Origin of the sequence: Kribbella sp. NPDC051936, from assembly GCF_040680955.1 — a bacterium.
Classification (GTDB): Bacteria; Actinomycetota; Actinomycetes; order Propionibacteriales; family Kribbellaceae; genus Kribbella.
On sequence record NZ_JBFAXS010000002.1, the window covers coordinates 541,726 to 562,579 of the forward strand.

The window sequence follows — 20,854 nt, forward strand, 5'->3', positions numbered from 1 at the left end:
GGCCCACCGACAGACCTCCCATCCGGCGGACGCGGCTACCGGCTGGGTCCGCCGGGACGGTTGTGCGAGCTGCGCAGGCTGCGGGTGTCACGGCGAGTCGCGGGCGGCGGGGTGTCGAGCGAATCGGCGATGCCCTTGCGTACGGAGCGCAGCTGCGCCTGCGCGGGATCGAGTCGGGTCGCGACAGCCTGGTCATGGTCCCGCCAGGCATCGGCGGTTCCTTTGACGTACAGCGCGATCGCCGGCACCCGCATCGCGAGCTCGGCCCAGAGCGGCGCACCGGTCAGCCCCACTCCCGCGCTGTAGGCAAAGAACGCCCCGCTGATCCTGGCCTGCCGAAGGAGCGTCGGACGCCGGTCGATCGGCGCCTCCTGCTTCCGGGCGAGGTAACGGCGATCGTCCATGAACTGCTGCCCCTGCTGGACCAGGTCGTCGGCAGCCCGCCGCAGCGGCTCACTGACCCGGACCTGCGCTCCCTCGGCGATCACGTCCCGCAGCACGCAGGCGCGGCCCAGCCGGGTCAGGGACTGCCCGAGCCATTCGTCGTCGCGGGCAGGCACATCCGCTCGCCCGCCGTACGCGTCCTCGAACTCCTTGCGGAGGTCCGCGACGGTGGTGGTCGGCATCGTCCGGCCGTCCATCGAGGCCCTGGTGACCGCCTGGGCGGACGCCTCCTCGAGACTGAGTCCCCACTGGTTGCCGGGGTCGAGCGACAGATCGGCCGCCGCGGCCAGGATCTGTTCGGCGTCGGACCCCTCCGGATCCAGGCGTACGTTGTCCAAGTCCAGCCTGCGCCACCAGTACGCGAGCCGGTCCGCGGTTCTGCGCGCCTGGTCGCTCGCCTGCGCCGGGAACGACCGCTCGTACCGATCGAGGGCCAGTAGGGCCTCAGCGGCGAACAGGTCCACCACCTGCTGGGCGGCGGCCAGCTCGTCCCGGGTGGGTTCCCGCCGTTCGGCCCGCGGGATCACTGCCGGCCGTCCAGCTCGGCCTGGACTCGCTCGACCGCCTCCGCCCGGCGTTTGAGCCGGTCGAACCGCTCGGACTTCTCCGGGTCGGCCGGCTGGTAGTCGGCGTCCTCTGCCGCCTCGACCGGGATGTACCACCAGCGCCCGGCGTACCAGGTCGGACCGACCTCCATCTCCGCGAGCATCGGCGTCGCCTCGCCGGAGTCGAGCAGCTCACGCATGCGGTCTTGCGTAACGTAGTCGGTCACCTACCCGACTGTAGGACGCCGAGGGGCGAACACGAGGTGCCATGTGCCGCTGCGTCGCAGCAGGACGAGCGTCGGGACCTGCAGGACGACGATGGTCGCGACGGTGATCACCGGGTCGGTCGCCGGGACCACGGAGATCGGCAGCGTGTAGGCCACCACGACGCGCACGATCCCGTCGATGATCGTGGCGATCCCCCACCACACCGTGATCCATTTCCACGCGTCGCGGAACCGCGCGTTCGTCTCCCAGAGCCGATCCATCACCGCGGCCCGGCGCGCGAACAGCGCCCGGGTCACGACGTACGTCATCGGTTGCGGGTGCCGCAGCGACCACAAGGTGATGCCCGCGAACGGCAGGCTGATCCACGCGTTGCGGACCAGCAGCAGGCGTGCGTCCCCGCCCAGCACCGCGACGACCGTGCTCGCCACCATGCTGATCACCACGGCCATCCCAAGCAGGTCGGTACGCCGGGTGCGCGCCAGCGAGACCGCCGAATTGATCAGCCCTGGGACCACACCGACGACCAGTGCGGTCAGGTCACTCGCTCCGAGCGCTTTGAGACAGTAGAACAGCGCGAGCGGGACGGCGATGTCGACGACGAGCAGCCAGGGGCCTTTGTGCGTGGGCATGCGGCGAGCTTCGCCGAGGCAGCCGCCGGCCGGCATCGAGCCGACGGCTGTTCACCCCTAGACCAAAGTCTCAGTCCTTCTTCTTCGCGGCCTCGTCGTCGTCATCGTCGTCATCGGCGGCGCGGAGCTCCTCGGGGAGGTCCTCGTCGTCGAGGTCGCGGAGTTCCTCGGGGAGCTCGTCGGCGTCGAACTCCTCGGCGAGGATCTCCTCGGACTCGGCGCCCGACTCCGGCTTGATCGCGTTCCGGAGGCGGCCGAGGATCCGGTCGGCCTCGGTGCCGAACGGGTTGTCGTTGACCAGGTACGTCCAGGTCGCGGTCGGCCGCGGGATCCCGCTGGCCTCCTCGTTCAGGCCGTCGGAGCTGATCTCGGCGTCCGCGAACGTCTCGGCCGCGTCCTTCCAGGCGTCCTCGATCAGCGTGTCGAACGACGCGATCGCCGACTTGTTGAACTCGTCGATCGGCTTCAGGTGCACGATGCCGCCGGCCAGCGAGCGCAGGTGGATTCCCTCGCGCAGGTCCGCGAGGTAGGCCAGGTGGTCGGTCCAGCGCCGGTCCAGGTGCCGCAGCGCGATCCGCCGCGCCGCGCTCTTCACCACGTCCTCGCCGACCTCGTCGACCAGCTCGTCGTAGCGCTCCTTGGCGCGCTCGGCCAGCTCGGTCGCGGCCAGGTCCTCGGTCAGCACCTTCTCGCGGGTCTCGAGCAGGATCGCGCGCTGCTGCCCGGTCAGCCGGTTGTACTGCCAGGTGGTCCGGTGCAGCTCGGCGTTGGCGCCGTCCGCGACCCGCTGCGCGTGCTCCAGCATCCCGATCGACTTGCGGTCTGTCAGTCGCCCGGTGTCGTCCGGGTGCGGCCGGAGACCGGACGACACGGAGTACCGCGTCACCAGCTCGTCGGCGAGCGAGGCGAAGAACAGCGATCCGCCCGGGTCGCCCTGCCGCCCGGCGCGACCGCGCAGCTGGTCGTCCAGTCGTCGCGACGCGTGCAGACCGGTACCGATCACGTACAGGCCGCCGAGCTCGATGGCCTTGTCCTTGTCGTGCGTCTCGTCCTTGCCGCCGAGCCGGATGTCGGTACCGCGGCCGGCCATCTGGGTCGACACGGTCACCGTGCCCGGCACGCCGGCCTCCGCGATGATCGCCGCCTCCTCGGCGTCGTTCTTCGCGTTCAGGACGACGTGCTCGATGCCGGCCGCCGCGAGCTGGTCGCTGAGCTGCTCGGACTCCTCGACGCTGTGCGTCCCGATCAGGATCGGCCGGCCGGTCTCGTGCACCTCGCCGATGTGCTTGACCAGTGCCTCGTTCTTCTGGTCGACGGTCAGGTACAGCCGGTCCGGGTCGTCCTTGCGGATGTTCGGCTTGTTCGGCGGGACGACGGCGACCTCGACGTCGTAGAACTCCTGCAGCGACTCGCCGACGACGACGGCCGTACCGGTCATGCCGCACAGCGACTTGTAGCGCTTGATCAGCGCCTGCACGGTGATGCTGTCCAGCACCTCGCCGGAGTCGCTGACCGGCACCGCTTCCTTCGCCTCGACGGCGGCCTGCAGACCGTCGGGCCAGCGCTGCAGCTTCGCGATCCGGCCGCGGTTGTTGTTGATCAGGCTGACCTTGCCGTCGCGGACCAGGTAGTCGACGTCCTTGCGCAGCAGCACCTCGGCGTGCAACGCGACGTTGATCTGGGTCAGCCGGTCGAGGTTCTCGTCGTCGTACAGGTTGTACGTCGGACGCTCGGGCTCGGCCGCAGCCTCAACCTCGCCGTCCGCGTCCTCAGCTGCCTCGTCGGTCTCGCCGTCCGCATCAGCGTCAGCGTCCTCAGCCGCCCCGTCGGCCTCGTCCGCCTCAGCTGTCTCGGTCGCTGTCTCGGTCGCCGGCTCGGCTGCGGCTGCCGCTGCGCGTTCGCCGAGAGCCGACTCGACCTTGTCCGTGCCGCGGTCGGTGAGGGCCACGGTGCGGCCGTCGCCGTCGATCTCGTAGTCGACGCCCGCGCGCAGCGTCCGGACCAGCTGGACGACGTCGTCGTCGAGGGCCTCGTTGCGGGTCGCGCCCGCCAGCACCATCGGCACCCGGGCCTCGTCGATCAGCACCGAGTCGGCCTCGTCGACGAGCGCCACGTCCGGCTCGACGGTGACCCGGTCCGCCACGTCGGTGACGAGACGGTCCCGCAGCACGTCGAAGCCGATCTCGCTGACCGGGACGTAGCAGACCTCCGCCTGGTATGCCTCGCGGCGCTCCTGCGGGGTGGACGCCTGGCCGACGTGCGACACGGTGACGCCGAGCAGCTCGTACACCGGGCCCATCCACTCGGCGTCGCGCTTGGCCAGGTAGTCGTTGACCGCCAGCACATGGACCTTGCGGCCGCCGACGGCGTACCCCGCGGCGGCGATCGCGCCGGCCAGCGTCTTGCCCTCACCGGTCGCCATCTCGACGATCCGGCCCTGCAGCATCGCCAGCGCGCCGACGACCTGGCCGTCGAACGCGCGCTCGCCGATCGCCCGCTTGCCCGCGTCCCGCGCCAGCGCGAGGAACTCGATCTGCTCGTCCTCGTGCAGCCCGCCGGTGGTCCGCAGCTCCGCGACCGCCTCGGTGAGCTCTTCGTCGGTCAGGGAGAGGACCGATTCCTCCGCCTCGCCGACCAGCTGGGTGAGCCGTTCGTACGGGCCGAGATCGATCGAGCCGGGGCGCTGCAGCAGCCGGCGGAAGCGGGAAGCGATTTTCAGGGCCATGATGCAGGCAACGTACAGCCTCGGCCGGTCGTTCCGCGCGTCAGGTCCGGTGTGTTACCGCGTCCATTGGTACGGCGTGGTTCGGGTGACCGCGTGCAGGCCGAGTTTCTGGAGGATCGGGCGGGAGTCCTCGGACGCGTCGACCCGGAGGAACTCGTAGCCGCGGTCCTTCGCGAGCTGCGCGCGGTGCACGAGGAGCGCGCTGTAGAGGCCCTGACGCCGCCACTGCGGCAGCGTGCCGCCGCCCCACAGACTGGCGAACCCGGTGCCCGGGTGGAACCGCACCCACGCGGCGGAGACGGCCGGGCCTTGCGCACCCTTGAGCGCGTCCTCGACCAGGAAGACGGACAGCCGGTCCGGGAACATCCGTGCCTCGCCCTGCAACTGCTCCACGATCCGCGCCGGCCCGCTGTCCCACAGGCTGTGCGTGAGTTCGGCGATCCGCTGGTAGTCCTCCGGCCCATCGGCTTCCCGCAGCCGGACCTTCGACGGCAACGCCGACGGCCGCTCCAGGATCCGGTCCACCTCGCCGAGGATCAGCGTCTCCGGATCCCCCGGCACGAATCCCGCACGAACCAGCCGCTCACCGACGTCGGCCGGCTCGTCGTACGCGTAGGTCTTCCACTCGAACGGCAGGCCGCGTTCCCGGAAGAACGCCACCTCCCGCGCGATCACCGCGTCCGGGTCGTCCCCGAGGCCGCGCGGGGCCTCCACGAAACCGGCCCCGTCCGGCCCCTCGACGTACGACCGATGGACCAGACCCTCGTGCTCCTGTTTCCAGCCGGGGATCGCATCCGCGTCCGGCAGCCGGATCCGGCGGTGGAACACGTCGAGAAGTTCGTCAGGAGTCATCTGCGAAGTCAACCAACCAGGGCCTTCGGGCGTCCAACGAGTAAGTCCTTGAAGGGGGGACACCATGAGAATTCACCACATCACCCCCAAGGCGATCCTCACCGCGGCCGCGGTGCTCGCGGTCCCGGCCGCGGCCTTCGCGGCCCCGTCCGTCGCCGGATCGTCCGCCGCCCCCCGAAGCGCCGCCCAGCTCACCTCCGCGTCCGTCTCCTGCCCGACCGGCTGGGGATCGTTGCCCGAGGCCAGCAGCCGGATGGTGCAGTCCCCGCTGACGAACGTCCGCACCGGCCGGCACGCGTGCTTCGACCGGCTCGTCATCGATCTGAAGGGCCGCGCGGCCGGGTACGACGTCCGGTACGTCGGCACGGTGCGCCAGGACGGATCCGGCTTCGCGGTGCCGTTGCGCGGCAGCGCCCGTCTCCAGGTCGTCGTGCGCGCACCGTCGTACAGCACGTCGGGCACGACGACGTACGCACCGGCGAACCGGCGCGAACTGGCGAACGTGACCGGGTACAGCACGTTCCGGCAGGTCGCGTTCGCCGGCAGTTTCGAGGGTCAAACGACGATCGGACTGGGCGTCCGCGCCCGGCTCCCGTTCCGGGTCTTCACCCTCGCGGGGCCGGGCTCGGCCTCCCGGCTCGTGGTGGACGTCGCCCACCACTGGTGACCGCCCTCCCAGCGGCCGCCCGATCCCACCCGGGCGGCCGCGCCTGCCTGCTTAGGGGAGCACTCGGTTGAGCAGGTCGTAGAAGCTGTTCGCGAGGATCAGCTCGTACGGATCGGTGAGCAGCGGCCCGAGTTCGGCCATGTCGGACGGCGTCCACGACCAGGCGCCGATCAGCCCCGACACGAACAGCGGGCTCGCACCGTCCCAGTTCGCGATCCGCCGGTCCAGCGCCGCCTTGAACTCCGCCGCCTTGCCGGGCGCGCCCCAGCCGCCGGTGATCGGGATGCCGCCCTGCCGGACGGTGAGCGGATCGCCGTCCCAGGTCTGCATGATTCCCTTGGTCGGCGTGTACTCGGCGAACCCCTCGGCGATCTCCTTGGACAGCGGCACCCAGGTGTTGTTCTCGCGGCCGCTGTACGCGTAGATCACGTCCAGCGCGGTGCGGCGCATGAACGAGCCGGTCATCTTCAGGTACTCCGTGAGCTCCTCGGGCTTCCACGAGGCGGGATACGTGTACCCGCCGCCGGACGGGCCGCAGACCAGCAGGTCGTTCGCGGTCGCGGTGCGCTGGAAGTAGCTGTAGATGTTGGGGCCCGACTCGGCCAGCAGCGGGCTGATCGTCCAGTTCGTCGGCACTTGGCCGCGCTTCGGGTCGTCCCAGATCTCCCGCAGCCGGCGCTGGCAGTACTGGATGTTGTCGCCCTCGCCGAAGGTCAGCGTCACGTAGACCTTGTTCTTCGGCTTGTCGATGCGCCGGATCGGCCGGGGCTTGTCGGAGATCGGGTCCGCGGTGCCGGCGTGCACGGTGCCGTTCATGTAGAAGTCGGCCGCGACCACCGGCGAGCCGCCCTTGCTCGCGAGGTCGACGCCGTCCCACTCACCGGAGACGTCGTTCGCGAACCAGCCCATGTAGGGCGCCAGCGTCGGGTATTTCGCGTAGTGCTCGATGAGCAGGTCGCCCGTCGCGCCACCCGGCGGCAGCCAACTCACCAGGGCCTTGGTCGCCACCACGTAGTCGCGGAAGTACGGGAACGGCTCGATGCGGGTCGGCGACGTGTCGGTCGCGGACACCAGGTACTGGTTCCACATCTCCACGGTGACGACGAGGGACGTCGTACCCGCGGGCGGTTCGAAGCGGTAGATCCAGTAGTTGCCGCCGTCGGCGAAGCGGTTGGCCTCGCCGCCGATCGACGAGTGCGAGCCGTCGAACAGGTACGGCGCCTCCTCCGGGCTGTTCGGCTCGAAGCGGGCGATCTCGGCGCCGTTGGCCGTCACCACCACGTGCCGGACCGAGGCGCCCCAGCCGTCGTCGGTGAACGAGTCGGCGAACCGGACGTAGACGGCTTCCTTGCCGAGCTTGGCGGAGACGTCCAGGTTGTACGTGCCGCGGTTCGACGAGTCGCGGATCTGCTGGGTCTCGCGGGCGATCTCCAGCCACTGGACGCCCTCGACGTCGACCACGCGGGTCGGCGGGAGGCCGGCGAGCAGCTTGTGCGTGACCTTGCCGAACAGGTTGTCGAGCTGCCAGCGGTACGTCTTCACGCGGTCGTCGTCGAACATCCCGCGCAGGTCCTTCACGATCCGCAACCCGTGCGCCTTGGCCTGGTCGGCGTCGGCGACGACCGCGTTCTCGAGGCCGGCGAGCGTCGTCGCCACGTTCAGCGAATCCGGTACGGCGGGGTCGTGCACGATCGCGCCGCGGATCCGGCCGCGGTACTTCGCGACCAGGTCGAGCGGGTTCTGGTACTCCTTCTTCGGCAGGCGCATGTCGGACAACCAGCGGGCGTCCGGCACGCTCTCGGTTCCGGTGTCGTAGATGAAGTACAACTCCGGCTCAGTACGGTTGACGATGCCTTGCAACGTTGTCAGCAGGGTCTGGTCTCCCCCGCTGAGTTTGCTGACGTCGCCGTAATCCAGGTGCCTTGGGCGGTTGAACACCGGCAGCAGCCGAGCGGGGCTGCCGGACGTCGATGAAACTGCGGCGTGTGCCTCGCCCGCGAGCATCGGAACCACCCCGAACCCACCGGCCGCCACCGCGCCGCCACCCGCCAGGAACGTACGTCTCGAAACCATCGCGACCACTCCCTGAGGTTGACATCGATGTCAAATCAGCCCGGAATCTAGCAACCCCAGGAGAGCGTGTACATACCTCAGCCCAGACTTCTGGAATCGTTTCCGTCAGACGGCTTGCGGCGGGTGAAGCGGGAGCGGAAGGAGCCGTCGTATTCGAGTTTGGTGTAGCCGGCGGAGTGGACGCCGACGGCGAAGATGCCGGCGGCCAGGAAGGTGATGCCGGCGGGGAGGGAGATGTGCCAGAAGGCCGCGGTGAGGCCTACGAAGGCGGAGCCCTCCGCCAGGGTCTTGGCGACGCTGACCAGCCGGGAGCTGGTCACCTGGCGGCGGAACGCTTCCTGGCTGTTCAGGACCAGGAGGGCCGCGAGCAACGGGATCGAGACGGCGAAGGCGACCACGCAGATCGTCGCAGTCAGGTCGAGCGGGGACGTGGTCAGGAACGGCTGGACGACGACCAGGCCGGCGGCGCCGAGTCCGCCGTAGATCAGGTTGGACTGCCGGATCCACTCCTCCTGGACCGCCGGATCGGACGTCGCCTCCTCGGCGTCCTCCCGGAGCCGGTAGGCAGCCTCCACAGCGGCGTCCTCAGCCGCGTCGTCGGCTGCACGGCTCCGCGCCGACTCGGTCTCCTCGCCCATCCGCCCGCCCTCCAAAACGACTGGCCCGCCGTCCGGCGGCGAGCCATAGTAAGCGGGGTGCGGTACTACCACCCCGAGCACCTGGCGGCCTACCGGCGAGTCGAACGCGAAGGCCTGACCCAGTGGAACGACCTCTTCGAGGAGGACCGAACCGGCGACTTCGAGGTCTTCCCGAACCGGGCCTTCCTCGAACGCGTACTCCCCGAACACCCGGCCGACGTCCTCGAGTACGGCTGCGGCACCGGCGCCGCGGCCTGCTTCCTGGCCGCGCGCGGCGTCACGGACGCGGACCGCTCCCGCGTCCTCGCCGCCGTACGCGACCGCCTGAAACCGAACGGCCGCTACATCCTCTCGACCGCCATGTACGACCCGACCTGGTCTCCACGTCGTCTCGCGGCAAGGCGGCGACGTGGTGGCTACCAGGCTTGGTTGAGGATCTGGGTGGCTTCCGCCAGGGACAGGCCGGCTTCGCGGGCGGTGCGGGCGAGGTTGACGGCGGCAGTGTGGGTGGCGGCGTCGTTGATCTGGCTGCGCGAGGCGAGGACGAAGGTGCCGTTGCGGCCGCGGGTCTCGACCAGCTGGTCGGCTTCCAGCTCCTTGTAGGCGCGGGCGACGGTGTTCACCGCCAGCCCGAGGTCGAGCGACAGCTGGCGTACGGTCGGCAGCCGGGTCCCGCGGGCCAGTTCGCCGGCCCGGATCAGCGCCTCGATCTGCGAGCGGACCTGCTCGTACGGCGGTGTCAGCCCGACCGGATCGACTGTGATGTCCATCCGGTCAGCATCTCAGGTGAAGTCCTCCGCCGTGTACGGCCGCTGCTCCACGAGGACGAGCCAGTTCCCCGAGTTGTCCCGCAGCACCGCCTCCACGCCGTACGGCCGGTCCGACGGCTCCTGGATGTACTCGACCCCCTTGGCCGTCAGCTCGGCGAACGTCTTGCGGCAGTCGTCGGTGGCGATGCCGAACCCGTGCATCGTGCCCTTCGCCATCATCCGCTTGATCGCCGCCGTGGACTCCTCGTCGAGCGGCGGACCCGGCAGCGCGAGCTGCAGCTCCAGCTCGGGATGATCGGCGTGGTGCACCGTGCACCAGCGGAAGTCCGGCAGCTTCACATCGGTGTTCAGCACGAACCCGAGCTTGCCGGTGTAGAACGCCAGCGCCTCGTCGATGTCGTCGACGAACACGCTGATCAGGCTGATGTTGGTGATCACAAGTTCCTCCTGGAGATCCGGCGTCGGTACGACGTTAGGCCCCGGACTCGCCCGCCGGCTTCTCCGGAATTGCGGAATTGAGTCCGAGCATGAACACGAAACAGCCAGGGATCCGCGCGCCGCTCTGGGTCCGCTGGTACTGCGTCGGCGGCATCCCGACCAGCTCGGTGAACCGCTGCGAGAACGACCCGAGGCTGCTGTACCCGACCAGCCCGCAGACCTCGGTCACGGTCAGGTTGGTCGCCCGGAGCAGATCGGTCGCGCGCTCGATCCGCCGCCGCGTCACGTACTGCATCGGCGTCTCGCCGTACGTCGCCGCGAAGCACCGCAGGAAGTGGTACTTCGAGACACCGGCTGCCGCCGCCAGCGCCGCCAGGTCGAGCGGCTCGGCATAGTTGCGGTCAGCAACGTCCCGCGCCCGCCGCAGGTGCGGGAGCAGCTCCACCGGTACGTCGCTCACGCCGCCGAGCCTAGATACTTTCGGCGGGCACCGAAAGACTGGCACGGGCACCGCCCGCCGGCGGATCGTACCGCGCATGAGAGTCGGACAAGGTGGTACCGGGCCAGGACCGCACACGCCGGACGGCAGCGCCGTCGAGCTGTACGAGCTCACGCACGCGCACGGCGAGGACGAGCTGATCAACGCCGCGATCGATCCGGGCAGCAGCATCCTCGAGCTCGGCTGCGGCACCGGGCGGATCACCCGTCCACTGGTCGCCTTCGGCCACCATGTGGTCGCCGTCGACGAGTCCGCGGAGATGATCGCCCGGGTCACCGGGACCGAGACGATCCGTGCGACGATCGGCGATCTGCGGCTGGAGCGGAGGTTCGACGTCGTGCTGATGATGTCGTTCCTGATCAACGTCGCCGACGACGCCGAACGCCTCCGCCTGCTCCGGACCTGCGCCCATCACGTCCGCCCTGGCGGTGCGGTCTTCGTCCAGCAGGAGATTCCGGGCACCAGGCACGCCCCCGCGACCGTGGAACGCGAACACAGCACGATGGTGATCTCCGAGGTCGAGGACCTCCCCGACGGCGTCCAGGCCGCCACCCTGACCCACACCGTCGACGGCCGCTCCTGGTCCCAGCGCATCCTGACCAAGAACCTGTCCGAGGTTGCGCTGGAGGCCCAGCTGGCCGAGGCCGGGCTGCGCCGCACCGGCTATCTCACTCCCGACAAGATGTGGGTGCGTGCGCAATCGGTCTGAGTACCCGATCGACGTGTAGCTTGGCTCGCATGTCGCGCACGGTGCTCCCCTCACAGCGGTGTGAGCTGCGCGCGGCCGAGCTCAGGCGCTTGCTGCGGCAGCGCCGGGCCGGATGGGCTTGATCGATCGGCGGTCGATCGTTTCCGGACGGGACATCGACTCGTTCGGCTCATCCAGCGCGAAGGGTTCGTTCGGTGTCAACTGTGCTTTGCGTACCTCAATGGCAAGGATCCGCAGCCGGGTCCGCACCGTTTCTGGCCGACGGCGCTCGCCGGACGGCCGCGCTCGTCCCGGCGGATCGAGTGGTGACGGTAGAAGTTCCGGAGTCCGACTCGCCGACGGCCGACGGTGTGCGTGCCGCGGACGCGCTGGTCGCCGTACAGCGGGCGACCAAGGCGGCGCTCGGGACGGTCGACGACTTCGTCCTGACCGCCGGCGGGGACTGTGCGGTGGACCTCGTGCCGATCTCCGCGGCGGCCGAGCGGTACGGCGAGGATCTGACGGTGCTGTGGATCGACGCCAACACCGACGTCTACGGGCCGGGCGATCCGTTCTCCGGCGCGTTCCACGGCATGGTGGTTCGTACGCTGCTCGGCGACGGCCCGCCCGCGTTGTCGCCGAAGCGGCCGCTCACGCCGCACCAGGTCGTCTTCACCGGCGTCCGGGCGATCGACGACTGCGAGCAGGAGTATCTGCAGAGCAAGCGCCTTCGTCCGTACGGCGTGGATGATCTGGAGGCGGCCGTCGACGGCTTGCAGGGGCCGCTGTACGTGCATGTGGACCTGGACGTCCTGGATCCGGCCGAGTTCGCCTCTGTCGGCTACTCCTATCCTGCCGGCCCGTCGGTCGCCCGCGTGCTGGACCTGATCGCCGGCCTCGACGACGTGGTCGGCGCCGCGATCACCGAGCACGCTCCGCGGGCGCGGAATCCGCACGAGGAGGAGATCGTCCGCGCCCTCGGAACGGCTCTGCTGCGCTTCGCCTGATTCGGCGACGGCAGGCCGCAGAGGTCTCCCGGGGGTTGTCGGGTCTTGGCCACGGCGCGCATGGTGGTTCGAGGGGCGGCGATCGTCGCAGGGGGTGCGCAGCCGATGAGTCAGTCGAGTGGGCAGTCGAGCGGACAGACGGGTGGGCAAGCGGGAGGGGAGCCGGCGACCGCAGGCCGAGCCGCCGATCCGCAGGTGCTGATGCGGAGCCGGCAGTACCGCGGTCTGCTGGCCGTGTCGGCGCTGGTCGGCATCGTCGTGTCGCTCGCGTCGTGGGGCTTTCTCGAAGTCACCCACTGGTTGCAGGAGACGCTGTACACCGACCTGCCGAAGACCCTCGGCTTCGACTCGGCTCCGTGGTGGTGGCCGCTGCCGGTGCTCGCGGTGGCCGGACTGGTGATCGCGTTCGCCATCGTGCGACTGCCCGGTCACGGCGGCCACGAACCGTCCGAAGGGCTGAAGACCGGCGCCCCGACCATTCCTGCCGAACTGCCCGGCGTGATTCTGGCCGCCGCCGCCACGGTCGGTCTGGGAATGGTCCTCGGACCGGAGGCGCCCTTGATCGCCTTGGGCGGCGGAGTGGCGTTGTTCCTGGCGGACCGGGCGCGGCGACCCGTTCCTGACCAGGCCAAGCTCATCCTCGCCGCGGCGGGCGGGTTCGCCGCGCTCGCGACGATCTTCGGCTCGCCGGTGATCGGTGCGGTGATCATCATCGAGGCGGCGGGCCTCGGTGGGCCGACGCTGCCGCTGATCCTGCTGCCGGGTCTGCTCGCGTCCGGCATCGGCTCCCTGGTCTTCGTCGGGATCGGCCATCTGACCGGCCTGAGCACCAACGCGTTCGCGCTGCCGCCACTGACGCTCCCGGCCTACCCGATCCCGCGGTTCGTCGACTTCCTCTGGACGGTCCCGCTGGCCTTGGTGGCAGCCGCCGGAGTCTTCGCGGTCATGACGCTGGCACGGTACGCGCGCGCGCTGGTCACCCGGCGCCCGTTCCTGCTGATTCCGGCCGCCGCCCTGGTGGTCGGTCTGCTGGCCATCGCCTTCGCCCAGATCAGCGGGCTATCCGCGAATGCGGTGCTGTTCTCGGGCCAGGACGAGATGTCCGCAACCCTCAAGGACGCTGCGACCGTCTCGCAGGGCACGATCGCGCTGCTCCTGGTGGCCAAGGCCCTGGCATGGGGCGTGTCGCTCGGCGCCGCGCGTGGCGGTCCGACGTTCCCCGCCATCTTCCTCGGGCTGGTCGGCGGCCTGCTGGCAGCGGATCTCCCCGGGTTCGCGGAGACGCCGGCCATCGGCGTCCTGATCGGGGCCGCCGTCGTCGCCGTCCTGAGGTTGCCGCTGTCCGCGATCGTGCTCGCTCTACTGATCACCCGCGCCGGAGGTGGGGTCGCGCCGCTCGTCATCGTGTCGGTGGTCGTGGCCTACATCAGCACGCTGACGCTCTCGGCACGGCGCACGCTCACCCCCACGGGGTGATGCCGTTGGGCCGTGGCGCCGGGAATGCTGGCGCTCGCCGGGGGTTGGGTGCGTGCGAGACAGCCCCGCGCCTGGCGAATGCCAGGTTCGGGGCAGCCGGAAAGAGGTGCCAGATGGCCAACAGTCCGGATGGGGAGGCCGCGCCCGCGACGCCGAGTCGCGACGGCGGGAGAACGCATGTCGAGGTCGCGCTGCGATCCTTCGGGGTGCCGAACTCGGTGGCCCACGAGTTCGACTTCTGGGACGGGAGTTACGAGGGCCGGCGGTTGTTCTCCGAGCTGCTCGGCACGTTCTTTCTCGTCCTCGTCGCGGTCGGCGGCGGCATGGTCAACGCGCGCTTCGGCGGCGACGCGGTCCCGTACGGCGCGCGCGTCGTGTCGCCGGCGCTGATGGTGGCGGCGATCATCCTGTTCATGGGCGCGGTGTCCGGGGCGCACCTGAACCCCGCGGTCAGTGTGGCGTTCGCGCTCCGCGGCGACTTCCCGTGGAAGCGGGTGCCGGCGTACATCGTCGCCCAGTTCGTGGGCGCCGGACTCGCCACGCTCCTCCTGGTCGCCCTGATCGGCAAACAGGGCAGCGCGGGGCTGACCCTGCCCGGTTCGGGGATCTCGGGGACCACGGCGATGCTGTGGGAGATCGTGCTGACCACCGGACTCGTGAGCGTGATCCTGGGAACCGCCTCCGGCGCCCAGCAGATCGGACCGTTCGCTGCGCTCGGAGTGGGCAGCTACATCGCGTTGGCCGGCTTGTGGGGATCGGCTGTCAGCGGCGCGTCGATGAACCCGGCGCGCTCTCTCGGACCGGCCCTGGTGCTCAACGACTGGACCGCGTGGTGGGCGTATCTGGTCGGCCCCACCGCGGGCGCCGTCGTCGCCGTCGGTCTGGCCTATGTACTCCGGGGCCGTGGCGGTGGCCGGAGCGGGATGTCGGCCGCGCAGGGCACGCTCGGTGTGGAGTGGCGGACCGGGACGCAGCCGCGCGCCGAAGCGCAGGATCCCGGGTCACGCGGTCACTGACCGTCGTCGCCGGGCGGGCGTCGCCGGCCCCGGCCGGGCTGGACGGCGTTCACGACCTTGGCCACGGCCGTCACCAGGAACAACTGGCCGAGCACCATCTCGCCGACGGCGAGGCTCTGGCCCGGGTTCTTCGCCGGCACCAGGTTGCCGTAGCCCGTGGTGGTCAGCGTCGTGAACGAGAAGAACAGGTCCTGGGAGATGTTGCCCTCCCCTTGGAGACCGAAGAACGGACCGTCCTGCACGACCCCCAAGGCCCGGTAGGAGAACGCGAACGCCATCCCGAGCATCAGGTAGGCGGCGATCGCGCCCAGCAAGGTCTCGAAGTCCACGGTCGGGCGCAGCACCAGGTGCCGGACGATGACGCCGGGCGCGATCAGGTACAGCAGGCCGCAGGTCACCGCGATGAGACCGCTGCCGGACGGCCCGTCAGGGACGAACAGATGCAGGAGCGCGACACCGGTCGAGGCGAGCAGGACCGCGCTGGCGACAACGCGGAGACGGCGCCGGGCCTGCGAGGCCTGCAGCGTCGTCCAGATGGTCGCGATCTGCACGAACAGCACCAGCGACAACGCCCATGACGCCGTGAGCGTCGCCGAGACGGTGTAGGTGACCAGAATGAGCACCAGCACCAGGCCGTAACTGTCAGGCGAGCCGAAGACGTCGCGGAGCGGTCTGGTGCGACGTCGTGGTCGCCGCACCTGGTGGTCGGGGCTGTCCGCCATCACACTCAGCACTCAGACGGTACTCAGACGCCTTCGACTGCCTGGATCCGCCCGGATCGAACCGCCCCGGCGAAGGCCTGGTAGTCCTGCTCGTTCTGGTCGGCGTAGCTCTGGGAGAACTCGGCGATCGACTGCTCGAACTCGTCGCGCTTCCCCAGATACGCGTGCAGCGCGACCGGATCGCCGGAGCGGGCGTGCGCCCTGGCCAGGGTCCACCCGCAGACCCGGGCGTACAGGGTGAGACCGGTCGGGACCATCGCCTCGACATCGGCCGAGCCCTTCATGTCGCGCAGTTGCCGCCAGTAGAAGTGCCGTTCGACGTCGAGACCCTTCGTCCACCCGAGGAAGATGTCGCTGGCGGCCTGCATCATCCGCTGGCCGTAGACCACCCGCTCGCCGTGCTGCTTGTACCGGCTCCGCGGCAGATGGTCCTCCAGGACGGACCTCGTGGCCTCCTTGACCTGCAGGAAGAGCGGATCACCCTGGTCGCGGCCCTGCAGCAGAGCGATGAACGCCCGGGTCCCGACACTCCCGACCCCGACCACCTTGCGGGCGACGTCGACCAGCTCGAACCGCTCCAGCAGTTGGCGCTGATCGTCGCGCAGCGTGCCACGGTAGGCACGGAACTGCTCGTGGAGTGCCTGCTCGACCTCGTCGCCGGACAGGCCGTAGGTGCTCTGCAGCTCCCGCATCGGGACCACGATCGGCGGCCGGCTGACGATCCGGTACCGTCCGTCGACCAGCTCGCCGAGCTTCGACAACGCCTGCAGACTGTCCCGCGAGTGGGCCTTCTCGAGCGCTTTCACGCCGGTGGCCTCGGCCCGCTCGACCACCTTCGCCTGCTTCGGGTGCTTGCCGGCCTTGGCCGCGGCCTTGCGCATCGCGGCCATCAGGTCCTGCTCGTCCATGCGCGCATACCAGATGTCCAGCGTGCCCATCTGCGCGAAGTCGGCCATCGCCTTCCGGTACGACGCCACCGACACGAGCGTCGCTGCGTGGGTGTCCTGCTTGCCGAAGCCGTTGTTGCGCGCCGCGATGGTGAAGCTGGCCGCCATCCGCTTGACGTCGTACTCGAACGGCCCGGGCAGGGTTTCGTCGAAGTCGTTCAGATCGAACAGGAGATGACGTTCGGGTGAGGCGAACGCCCCGAAATTCGACAGGTGGGCGTCACCGCAGAGCTGGACGTCCAGACCGGCCGTCGGGGTGCTGTCCAGGTCGGCGGCCATGATCTTGGCCGCGCCCCGGTAGAAGGTGAACGGCGACGCCAGCATCCGCCCGTGCCGGACAGGGACCAGATCGGGCTCGCGGGTCGTGTTCTGCTCCTCCAGCAGACCGACCGGGTCGGGCCGGTCAGCGGCCGGCTTCCAGGCGCTGTGGCTGGAGCGTGGCACCAGCTCTCGCGCCGCCTTGCCCCGGGCCCGGCGTTCTTCGATGTTCGGGTGCGAAACGCGCCTTCTTGGTGTCACCTGAGTCACCCTCCCCTGGTGTCCTCCCTCGCCGCTCTTCGATGACACCTGAGACGGGTCGACGGGGAATCACCCCACCCGGATGACCGGACCGGCCGGGCCACAGAGCCCGGCCGGCACAGCTGCTGCCTATTCCGCCTTCTTCTCCTCGGGCTTCGCGTCGACGCCGGCTTCCTTGCGCTGCTCCGGCGTGATCGGCGCCGGCGCCGCGGTCAGCGGGTCGAACCCGCCGCCGGACTTCGGGAACGCGATCACGTCGCGGATCGACTCGGTACCGGCCAGCAGCGCGGTGATCCGGTCCCAGCCGAACGCGATCCCGCCGTGCGGCGGCGCGCCGAACTTGAACGCGTCGAGCAGGAACCCGAACTTCTCGGTCGCCTCCTCGTCGCTGAGGCCCATCACCTTGAAGACGCGCTTCTGCACGTCCTCGCGGTGGATACGGATCGAGCCGCCGCCGATCTCGTTGCCGTTGCAGACGATGTCGTACGCGTAGGCCAGCGCCGACCCCGGGTCGGTGTCGAACGTCGCCAGCGAGTCCGGCTTCGGCGACGTGAACGCGTGGTGCACGGCGGTCCACGCACCGGAGCCGACCGCGACGTCACCGGCCGCCGTCGCGTCGTCGGCCGGCTCGAACAGCGGCGCGTCCACGACCCAGACGAACGACCATGCCGACTCGTCGATCAGGCCGCCGCGACGGCCGATCTCCAGCCTGGCCGCGCCGAGCAGCGCCCGCGACGTCTTGATCGGGCCCGCGGCGAAGAAGATGCAGTCGCCCGGCTTCGCACCCACGTGGTCGGCGATCCCGGCGCGCTCCTCCTCGGACAGGTTCTTCGCGACCGGCCCGCCGAGCTCGCCGTCCTGGCCGACAAGCACGTACGCCAGGCCGCGGGCGCCGCGCTGCTTGGCCCACTCCTGCCACGCGTCGAGCTGCTTGCGCGGCTGGTCGGCGCCGCCCGGCATCACGACCGCGCCGACGTACGGCGCCTGGAAGACCCGGAACGGCGTGTTCTTGAAGTACTCGGTGCACTCGACGAGCTCGAGGCCCATCCGCAGGTCCGGCTTGTCGGAGCCGAACCGCGCCATCGCCTCGCCGTACGTCATCCGCGGGATCGGCGTCTGCACGTCGTACCCGACGAGCTTCCACAGCGCGGTCAGGATCTGTTCGGACAGCGCGATGACGTCGTCCTGGTCGACGAAGCTCATCTCGATGTCCAACTGGGTGAACTCGGGCTGCCGGTCGGCGCGGAAGTCCTCGTCGCGGTAGCAGCGGGCGATCTGGTAGTACCGCTCCATACCAGCCACCATCAGCAACTGCTTGAACAGCTGCGGCGACTGCGGCAGCGCATACCAACTGCCCGGCTGCAGGCGGGCCGGCACCACGAAGTCCCGGGCGCCCTCCGGCGTCGACCGGGTCAGCGTCGGCGTCTCGATCTCGACGAAGTCGTGCGCGGCCAGCACGTCGCGGGCGGCCTTGTTCACCTGGCTGCGCAGACGCAGTGCGGTGCCCGGACCCTGCCGGCGCAGGTCGAGGTAGCGGTACTTGAGCCGGATCTCCTCGTTCACCGGCGTCGCGTGGTGCTCCTCGACCGGGAACGGCAGCGGGGCCGCCTCGTTCAGCACCTCGACCTCGCTGGCGATGATCTCGATCTCGCCGGTCGGCAGGTTCGGGTTCGCGTTCCCCTCGGGGCGCGGCGACACCTCGCCGACGATCTTCAGGCAGTACTCCGACCGCAGGCCGTGCGCGGCCTCCTCGTCGCGGATCACGACCTGGACCGTGCCGGACGAGTCGCGCAGGTCGATGAACGCCACGCCGCCGTGATCGCGTCGCCGCGCCACCCAGCCCGCCAGAATCACCGTCTGTCCGGCGTGCTCGGCACGCAACGAGCCTGCGGAATGGGTACGGATCACGAGTTCTCCTTGTGCGTGTTGATGCTTGGTCGTAGGTCCTGTGCCGGCGGAGTCCAGGTCGCGGCGTCGGCCGGCACCTGCTCACCGCTGCGGATGTCCTTCACCTCAGGACCGTTCTCGGTGCTGAACCAGACGAACGGGATCCCCCGCCGATCCGCGAACTTGATCTGCTTGCCGAACTTCGCCGCGGCCGGCGCCACCTCGACCGCGATCCCCCGGGCCCGCAGGGCGATGGCGGTCCGCATGGCCTCGGCCCGGTCCTCCTCGGAGTTCAGCGCGATCAGCACAGCGGTCGGCGTCCGGCGGCTGGCCGTCAGCAGGCCCTTGCTGATCAGCCGGTGCACGAGCCGCGACACCCCGATCGAGATCCCGACCCCGGGGTACGTCGTCTTGCCGTCCGAGGCGAGCGAGTCGTACCGCCCGCCGGAGCAGATCGACCCGTATCCCTCGTCGCCGATCAGCTGGGTCTCGTAGACGGTGCCGGTGTAGTAGTCCAGGCCGCGCGCGATTTTCAGGTCCGCGACCAGCAGCCCCGGCGCGTGCTCGTTGGCGGCGTTCATGATCTGCGACAGCCGCTCGAGTCCCTCGTCGAGGATCTCGTGCTGCACCCCGAGCGCCCGCACCTGGTCCGCGAACGACGCGTCCGTCGACGAGATCTCGGCCAGCCGCAGTACCTGCTTCGCGGTCTCCGCCGACAGGCCGGCCGTGGTCAGCAGGTCGGTGACCTTGTCCGGGCCGATCTTGTCCAGCTTGTCGACGATCCGGAGTGTGCCGGTGATGTCCTCGATGCCGAGGCCGCGGTAAAAGCCCTCCGGGATCTGCCGGGTGTTCACCTGGATCCGGAACGGCGGGATCGGCAGCTTCCGGAACGCGTCCGCGATCACCAGCGGCAGCTCGACCTCGTAGTGGAACGGCAGCTCGCCGCTGTCGATGATGTCGATGTCCGCCTGGGTGAACTCGCGGTACCGGCCCTCCTGCGGGCGCTCGCCGCGCCACACTTTCTGGATCTGGTAGCGCCGGAACGGGAACACCAGCTTGCCGCTGTGCTCCAGGACGTAGCGGGCGAACGGCACGGTCAGGTCGAAGTGCAGCCCGAGGGCCGCGTCCTCGTCGGCGCCGGCCGCGAGCCGCCGGACGCCGTAGATCTCCTTGTCCGCGTCCTCGCCCTGGTCGGACAGCCGCTCGACCGGCTCGACCGCGCGGGTCTCGATCGACGCGAATCCGTGCAGCTCGAACGTCTCCCGGATCACGTCGAGGAACTCCTGCTCGACGATCCGGTCCTGCGGAAGGAATTCGGGGAACCCGCTCAGAGGGGTCACCTTGCTCATGGTTAGGGAATCTCCAGGTCCTGCAAGTAGGGGTTGGTCGCCTTCTCCCGGCCGATCGTGGTCTGGCCACCATGACCCGGCAGGACGACGATCTCGTCGCGCATCGGCAGGATCTTGGTGGCCAAGGTATGCAGCATCGCCGGATGGTCGCCCCCAGGCAGATCCGTCCGGCCGATCGACCCGGCGAACAACACGTCACCGGAGAACAGCACCGCGGGCACGTCCTCCGGCCCGTCGTACGGCGTGGTGAACGTGACCGACCCGCGGGTGTGGCCCGGGGTGTGGTCGACGGTGAGGTCCAGGCCCGCGAGCTCCAGGGACTGCCCGTCCTTCAGCTCGGCGACGTCGTCCGGCTCGGCGAACGCGTGGTTGCCGCCGAGCAGCATCCGCGCGGTCTCCGGGCTGATCCCGGCCATCGGGTCGGCCAGCAGGTGCCGGTCGTCGGGGTGGATCCAGGCGGTCGCGTCGTACGTCCCGCAGACCGGGAGGACCGAGAACATGTGGTCGATGTGACCGTGCGTGAGCAGCACCGCGACCGGCTTGAGCTTGTTCTCCCGGACCACCTGCTCGACGCCCGGGGCGGCGTCCATGCCCGGGTCGATCACGAGGCACTCCGCGCCCTGGCCGGTGGCGACGACGTAGCAGTTCGTACCCCACGACCCCGCGGGGAACCCGGCGATGAGCACGACTGACCTTCCTGGACCTGAGATCGGGACCCACCAAGGCTACCGGTCG

The 20,854-nt window shown here is 69.9% G+C and carries 20 protein-coding genes; 5 read left to right on the plus strand and 15 right to left on the minus strand.

Annotated elements, in window-relative coordinates; genetic code table 11:
• Nucleotides 1-35: 35 nt before the first annotated feature.
• From AB0L64_RS08180 to AB0L64_RS08200, 5 genes are all read right to left on the minus strand, one after another.
• The gene (locus tag AB0L64_RS08180; protein ID WP_363709042.1) at nucleotides 36-971 is read right to left on the minus strand and encodes a hypothetical protein; all 936 of its coding nucleotides are present in this window, start codon (nucleotides 969-971) and stop codon (nucleotides 36-38) included.
• A complete protein-coding gene (locus AB0L64_RS08185; protein WP_355691629.1) occupies nucleotides 968-1,216 on the minus strand; it encodes a hypothetical protein in 249 nt (82 codons plus the stop codon). The genes AB0L64_RS08180 and AB0L64_RS08185 overlap by 4 nt, the downstream gene beginning before the upstream one ends.
• Nucleotides 1,217-1,846, minus strand: a complete 630-nt coding sequence (locus AB0L64_RS08190) for a VC0807 family protein (protein WP_363709044.1) — start codon at nucleotides 1,844-1,846, stop codon at nucleotides 1,217-1,219.
• Nucleotides 1,847-1,916: 70 nt separating this feature from the next.
• Nucleotides 1,917-4,571 carry an accessory Sec system translocase SecA2 gene (locus AB0L64_RS08195; RefSeq protein WP_363709046.1) on the minus strand — a complete coding sequence of 885 codons (2,655 nt, stop codon included), beginning with the start codon at nucleotides 4,569-4,571 and terminating at the stop codon, nucleotides 1,917-1,919.
• A 54-nt stretch (nucleotides 4,572-4,625) separates the two neighbouring features.
• On the minus strand, nucleotides 4,626-5,423 hold the full coding sequence (locus AB0L64_RS08200; RefSeq protein WP_363709048.1) for a GNAT family N-acetyltransferase: 798 nt from the start codon (nucleotides 5,421-5,423) through the stop codon (nucleotides 4,626-4,628).
• Nucleotides 5,424-5,487: 64 nt separating this feature from the next.
• Here AB0L64_RS08200 and AB0L64_RS08205 point away from each other — a divergent pair, with 64 nt between their 5' ends.
• Nucleotides 5,488-6,090 (plus strand): hypothetical protein, encoded by a 603-nt coding sequence (locus AB0L64_RS08205; RefSeq protein WP_363709050.1) that lies wholly within the window; start codon nucleotides 5,488-5,490, stop codon nucleotides 6,088-6,090.
• 51 nt (nucleotides 6,091-6,141) lie between these two features.
• Here AB0L64_RS08205 and AB0L64_RS08210 read toward each other — a convergent pair whose 3' ends face one another.
• The 5 genes from AB0L64_RS08210 to AB0L64_RS08230 form a co-directional block, all read right to left on the minus strand.
• The gene (locus tag AB0L64_RS08210) at nucleotides 6,142-8,163 is read right to left on the minus strand and encodes a GxGYxYP domain-containing protein (protein ID WP_363709053.1); all 2,022 of its coding nucleotides are present in this window, start codon (nucleotides 8,161-8,163) and stop codon (nucleotides 6,142-6,144) included.
• A 77-nt stretch (nucleotides 8,164-8,240) separates the two neighbouring features.
• Nucleotides 8,241-9,011, minus strand: coding sequence for a hypothetical protein (locus AB0L64_RS08215; protein WP_363709055.1), 771 nt, complete (start codon nucleotides 9,009-9,011; stop codon nucleotides 8,241-8,243).
• A 206-nt stretch (nucleotides 9,012-9,217) separates the two neighbouring features.
• Nucleotides 9,218-9,571 carry a GntR family transcriptional regulator gene (locus tag AB0L64_RS08220; RefSeq protein WP_359923495.1) on the minus strand — a complete coding sequence of 118 codons (354 nt, stop codon included), beginning with the start codon at nucleotides 9,569-9,571 and terminating at the stop codon, nucleotides 9,218-9,220.
• A 12-nt stretch (nucleotides 9,572-9,583) separates the two neighbouring features.
• Nucleotides 9,584-10,009 (minus strand): VOC family protein, encoded by a 426-nt coding sequence (locus AB0L64_RS08225; RefSeq protein ID WP_363709058.1) that lies wholly within the window; start codon nucleotides 10,007-10,009, stop codon nucleotides 9,584-9,586.
• A 34-nt stretch (nucleotides 10,010-10,043) separates the two neighbouring features.
• Nucleotides 10,044-10,469, minus strand: coding sequence for an AraC family transcriptional regulator (locus AB0L64_RS08230; RefSeq protein WP_363709060.1), 426 nt, complete (start codon nucleotides 10,467-10,469; stop codon nucleotides 10,044-10,046).
• 76 nt (nucleotides 10,470-10,545) lie between these two features.
• Here AB0L64_RS08230 and AB0L64_RS08235 point away from each other — a divergent pair, with 76 nt between their 5' ends.
• From AB0L64_RS08235 to AB0L64_RS08250, 4 genes are all read left to right on the plus strand, one after another.
• Nucleotides 10,546-11,217 (plus strand): class I SAM-dependent methyltransferase, encoded by a 672-nt coding sequence (locus AB0L64_RS08235; RefSeq protein ID WP_363709062.1) that lies wholly within the window; start codon nucleotides 10,546-10,548, stop codon nucleotides 11,215-11,217.
• A gap of 305 nt (nucleotides 11,218-11,522) precedes the next feature.
• A complete protein-coding gene (locus tag AB0L64_RS08240; RefSeq protein WP_363709064.1) occupies nucleotides 11,523-12,203 on the plus strand; it encodes an arginase family protein in 681 nt (226 codons plus the stop codon).
• Nucleotides 12,204-12,308: 105 nt separating this feature from the next.
• The gene (locus AB0L64_RS08245; protein WP_363709066.1) at nucleotides 12,309-13,679 is read left to right on the plus strand and encodes a chloride channel protein; all 1,371 of its coding nucleotides are present in this window, start codon (nucleotides 12,309-12,311) and stop codon (nucleotides 13,677-13,679) included.
• Nucleotides 13,680-13,792: 113 nt separating this feature from the next.
• Nucleotides 13,793-14,695 carry an MIP/aquaporin family protein gene (locus tag AB0L64_RS08250; RefSeq protein WP_363709068.1) on the plus strand — a complete coding sequence of 301 codons (903 nt, stop codon included), beginning with the start codon at nucleotides 13,793-13,795 and terminating at the stop codon, nucleotides 14,693-14,695.
• Here the strand turns inward: AB0L64_RS08250 and AB0L64_RS08255 are convergent.
• The 5 genes from AB0L64_RS08255 to AB0L64_RS08275 all read right to left on the minus strand — a co-directional run bounded on the left by AB0L64_RS08255 (nucleotide 14,689) and on the right by AB0L64_RS08275 (nucleotide 20,805).
• Entirely contained in the window at nucleotides 14,689-15,417 is a 729-nt protein-coding gene (locus AB0L64_RS08255) for an ion channel (RefSeq protein ID WP_363709070.1), read from the minus strand. The genes AB0L64_RS08250 and AB0L64_RS08255 overlap by 7 nt on opposite strands.
• A gap of 23 nt (nucleotides 15,418-15,440) precedes the next feature.
• Nucleotides 15,441-16,883: a DUF2252 domain-containing protein gene (locus AB0L64_RS08260; protein ID WP_363709072.1), complete on the minus strand. Its 1,443-nt coding sequence runs from the start codon at nucleotides 16,881-16,883 to the stop codon at nucleotides 15,441-15,443.
• Between the two features lie 129 nt (nucleotides 16,884-17,012).
• The gene (gene aspS, locus AB0L64_RS08265) at nucleotides 17,013-18,791 is read right to left on the minus strand and encodes an aspartate--tRNA ligase (protein ID WP_363709074.1); all 1,779 of its coding nucleotides are present in this window, start codon (nucleotides 18,789-18,791) and stop codon (nucleotides 17,013-17,015) included.
• A complete protein-coding gene (hisS, locus tag AB0L64_RS08270; protein ID WP_363709076.1) occupies nucleotides 18,788-20,119 on the minus strand; it encodes a histidine--tRNA ligase in 1,332 nt (443 codons plus the stop codon). Before hisS ends, aspS begins: the two co-directional genes overlap by 4 nt.
• A gap of 2 nt (nucleotides 20,120-20,121) precedes the next feature.
• Nucleotides 20,122-20,805 (minus strand): MBL fold metallo-hydrolase, encoded by a 684-nt coding sequence (locus AB0L64_RS08275; protein ID WP_363709078.1) that lies wholly within the window; start codon nucleotides 20,803-20,805, stop codon nucleotides 20,122-20,124.
• Nucleotides 20,806-20,854: the final 49 nt, after the last annotated feature.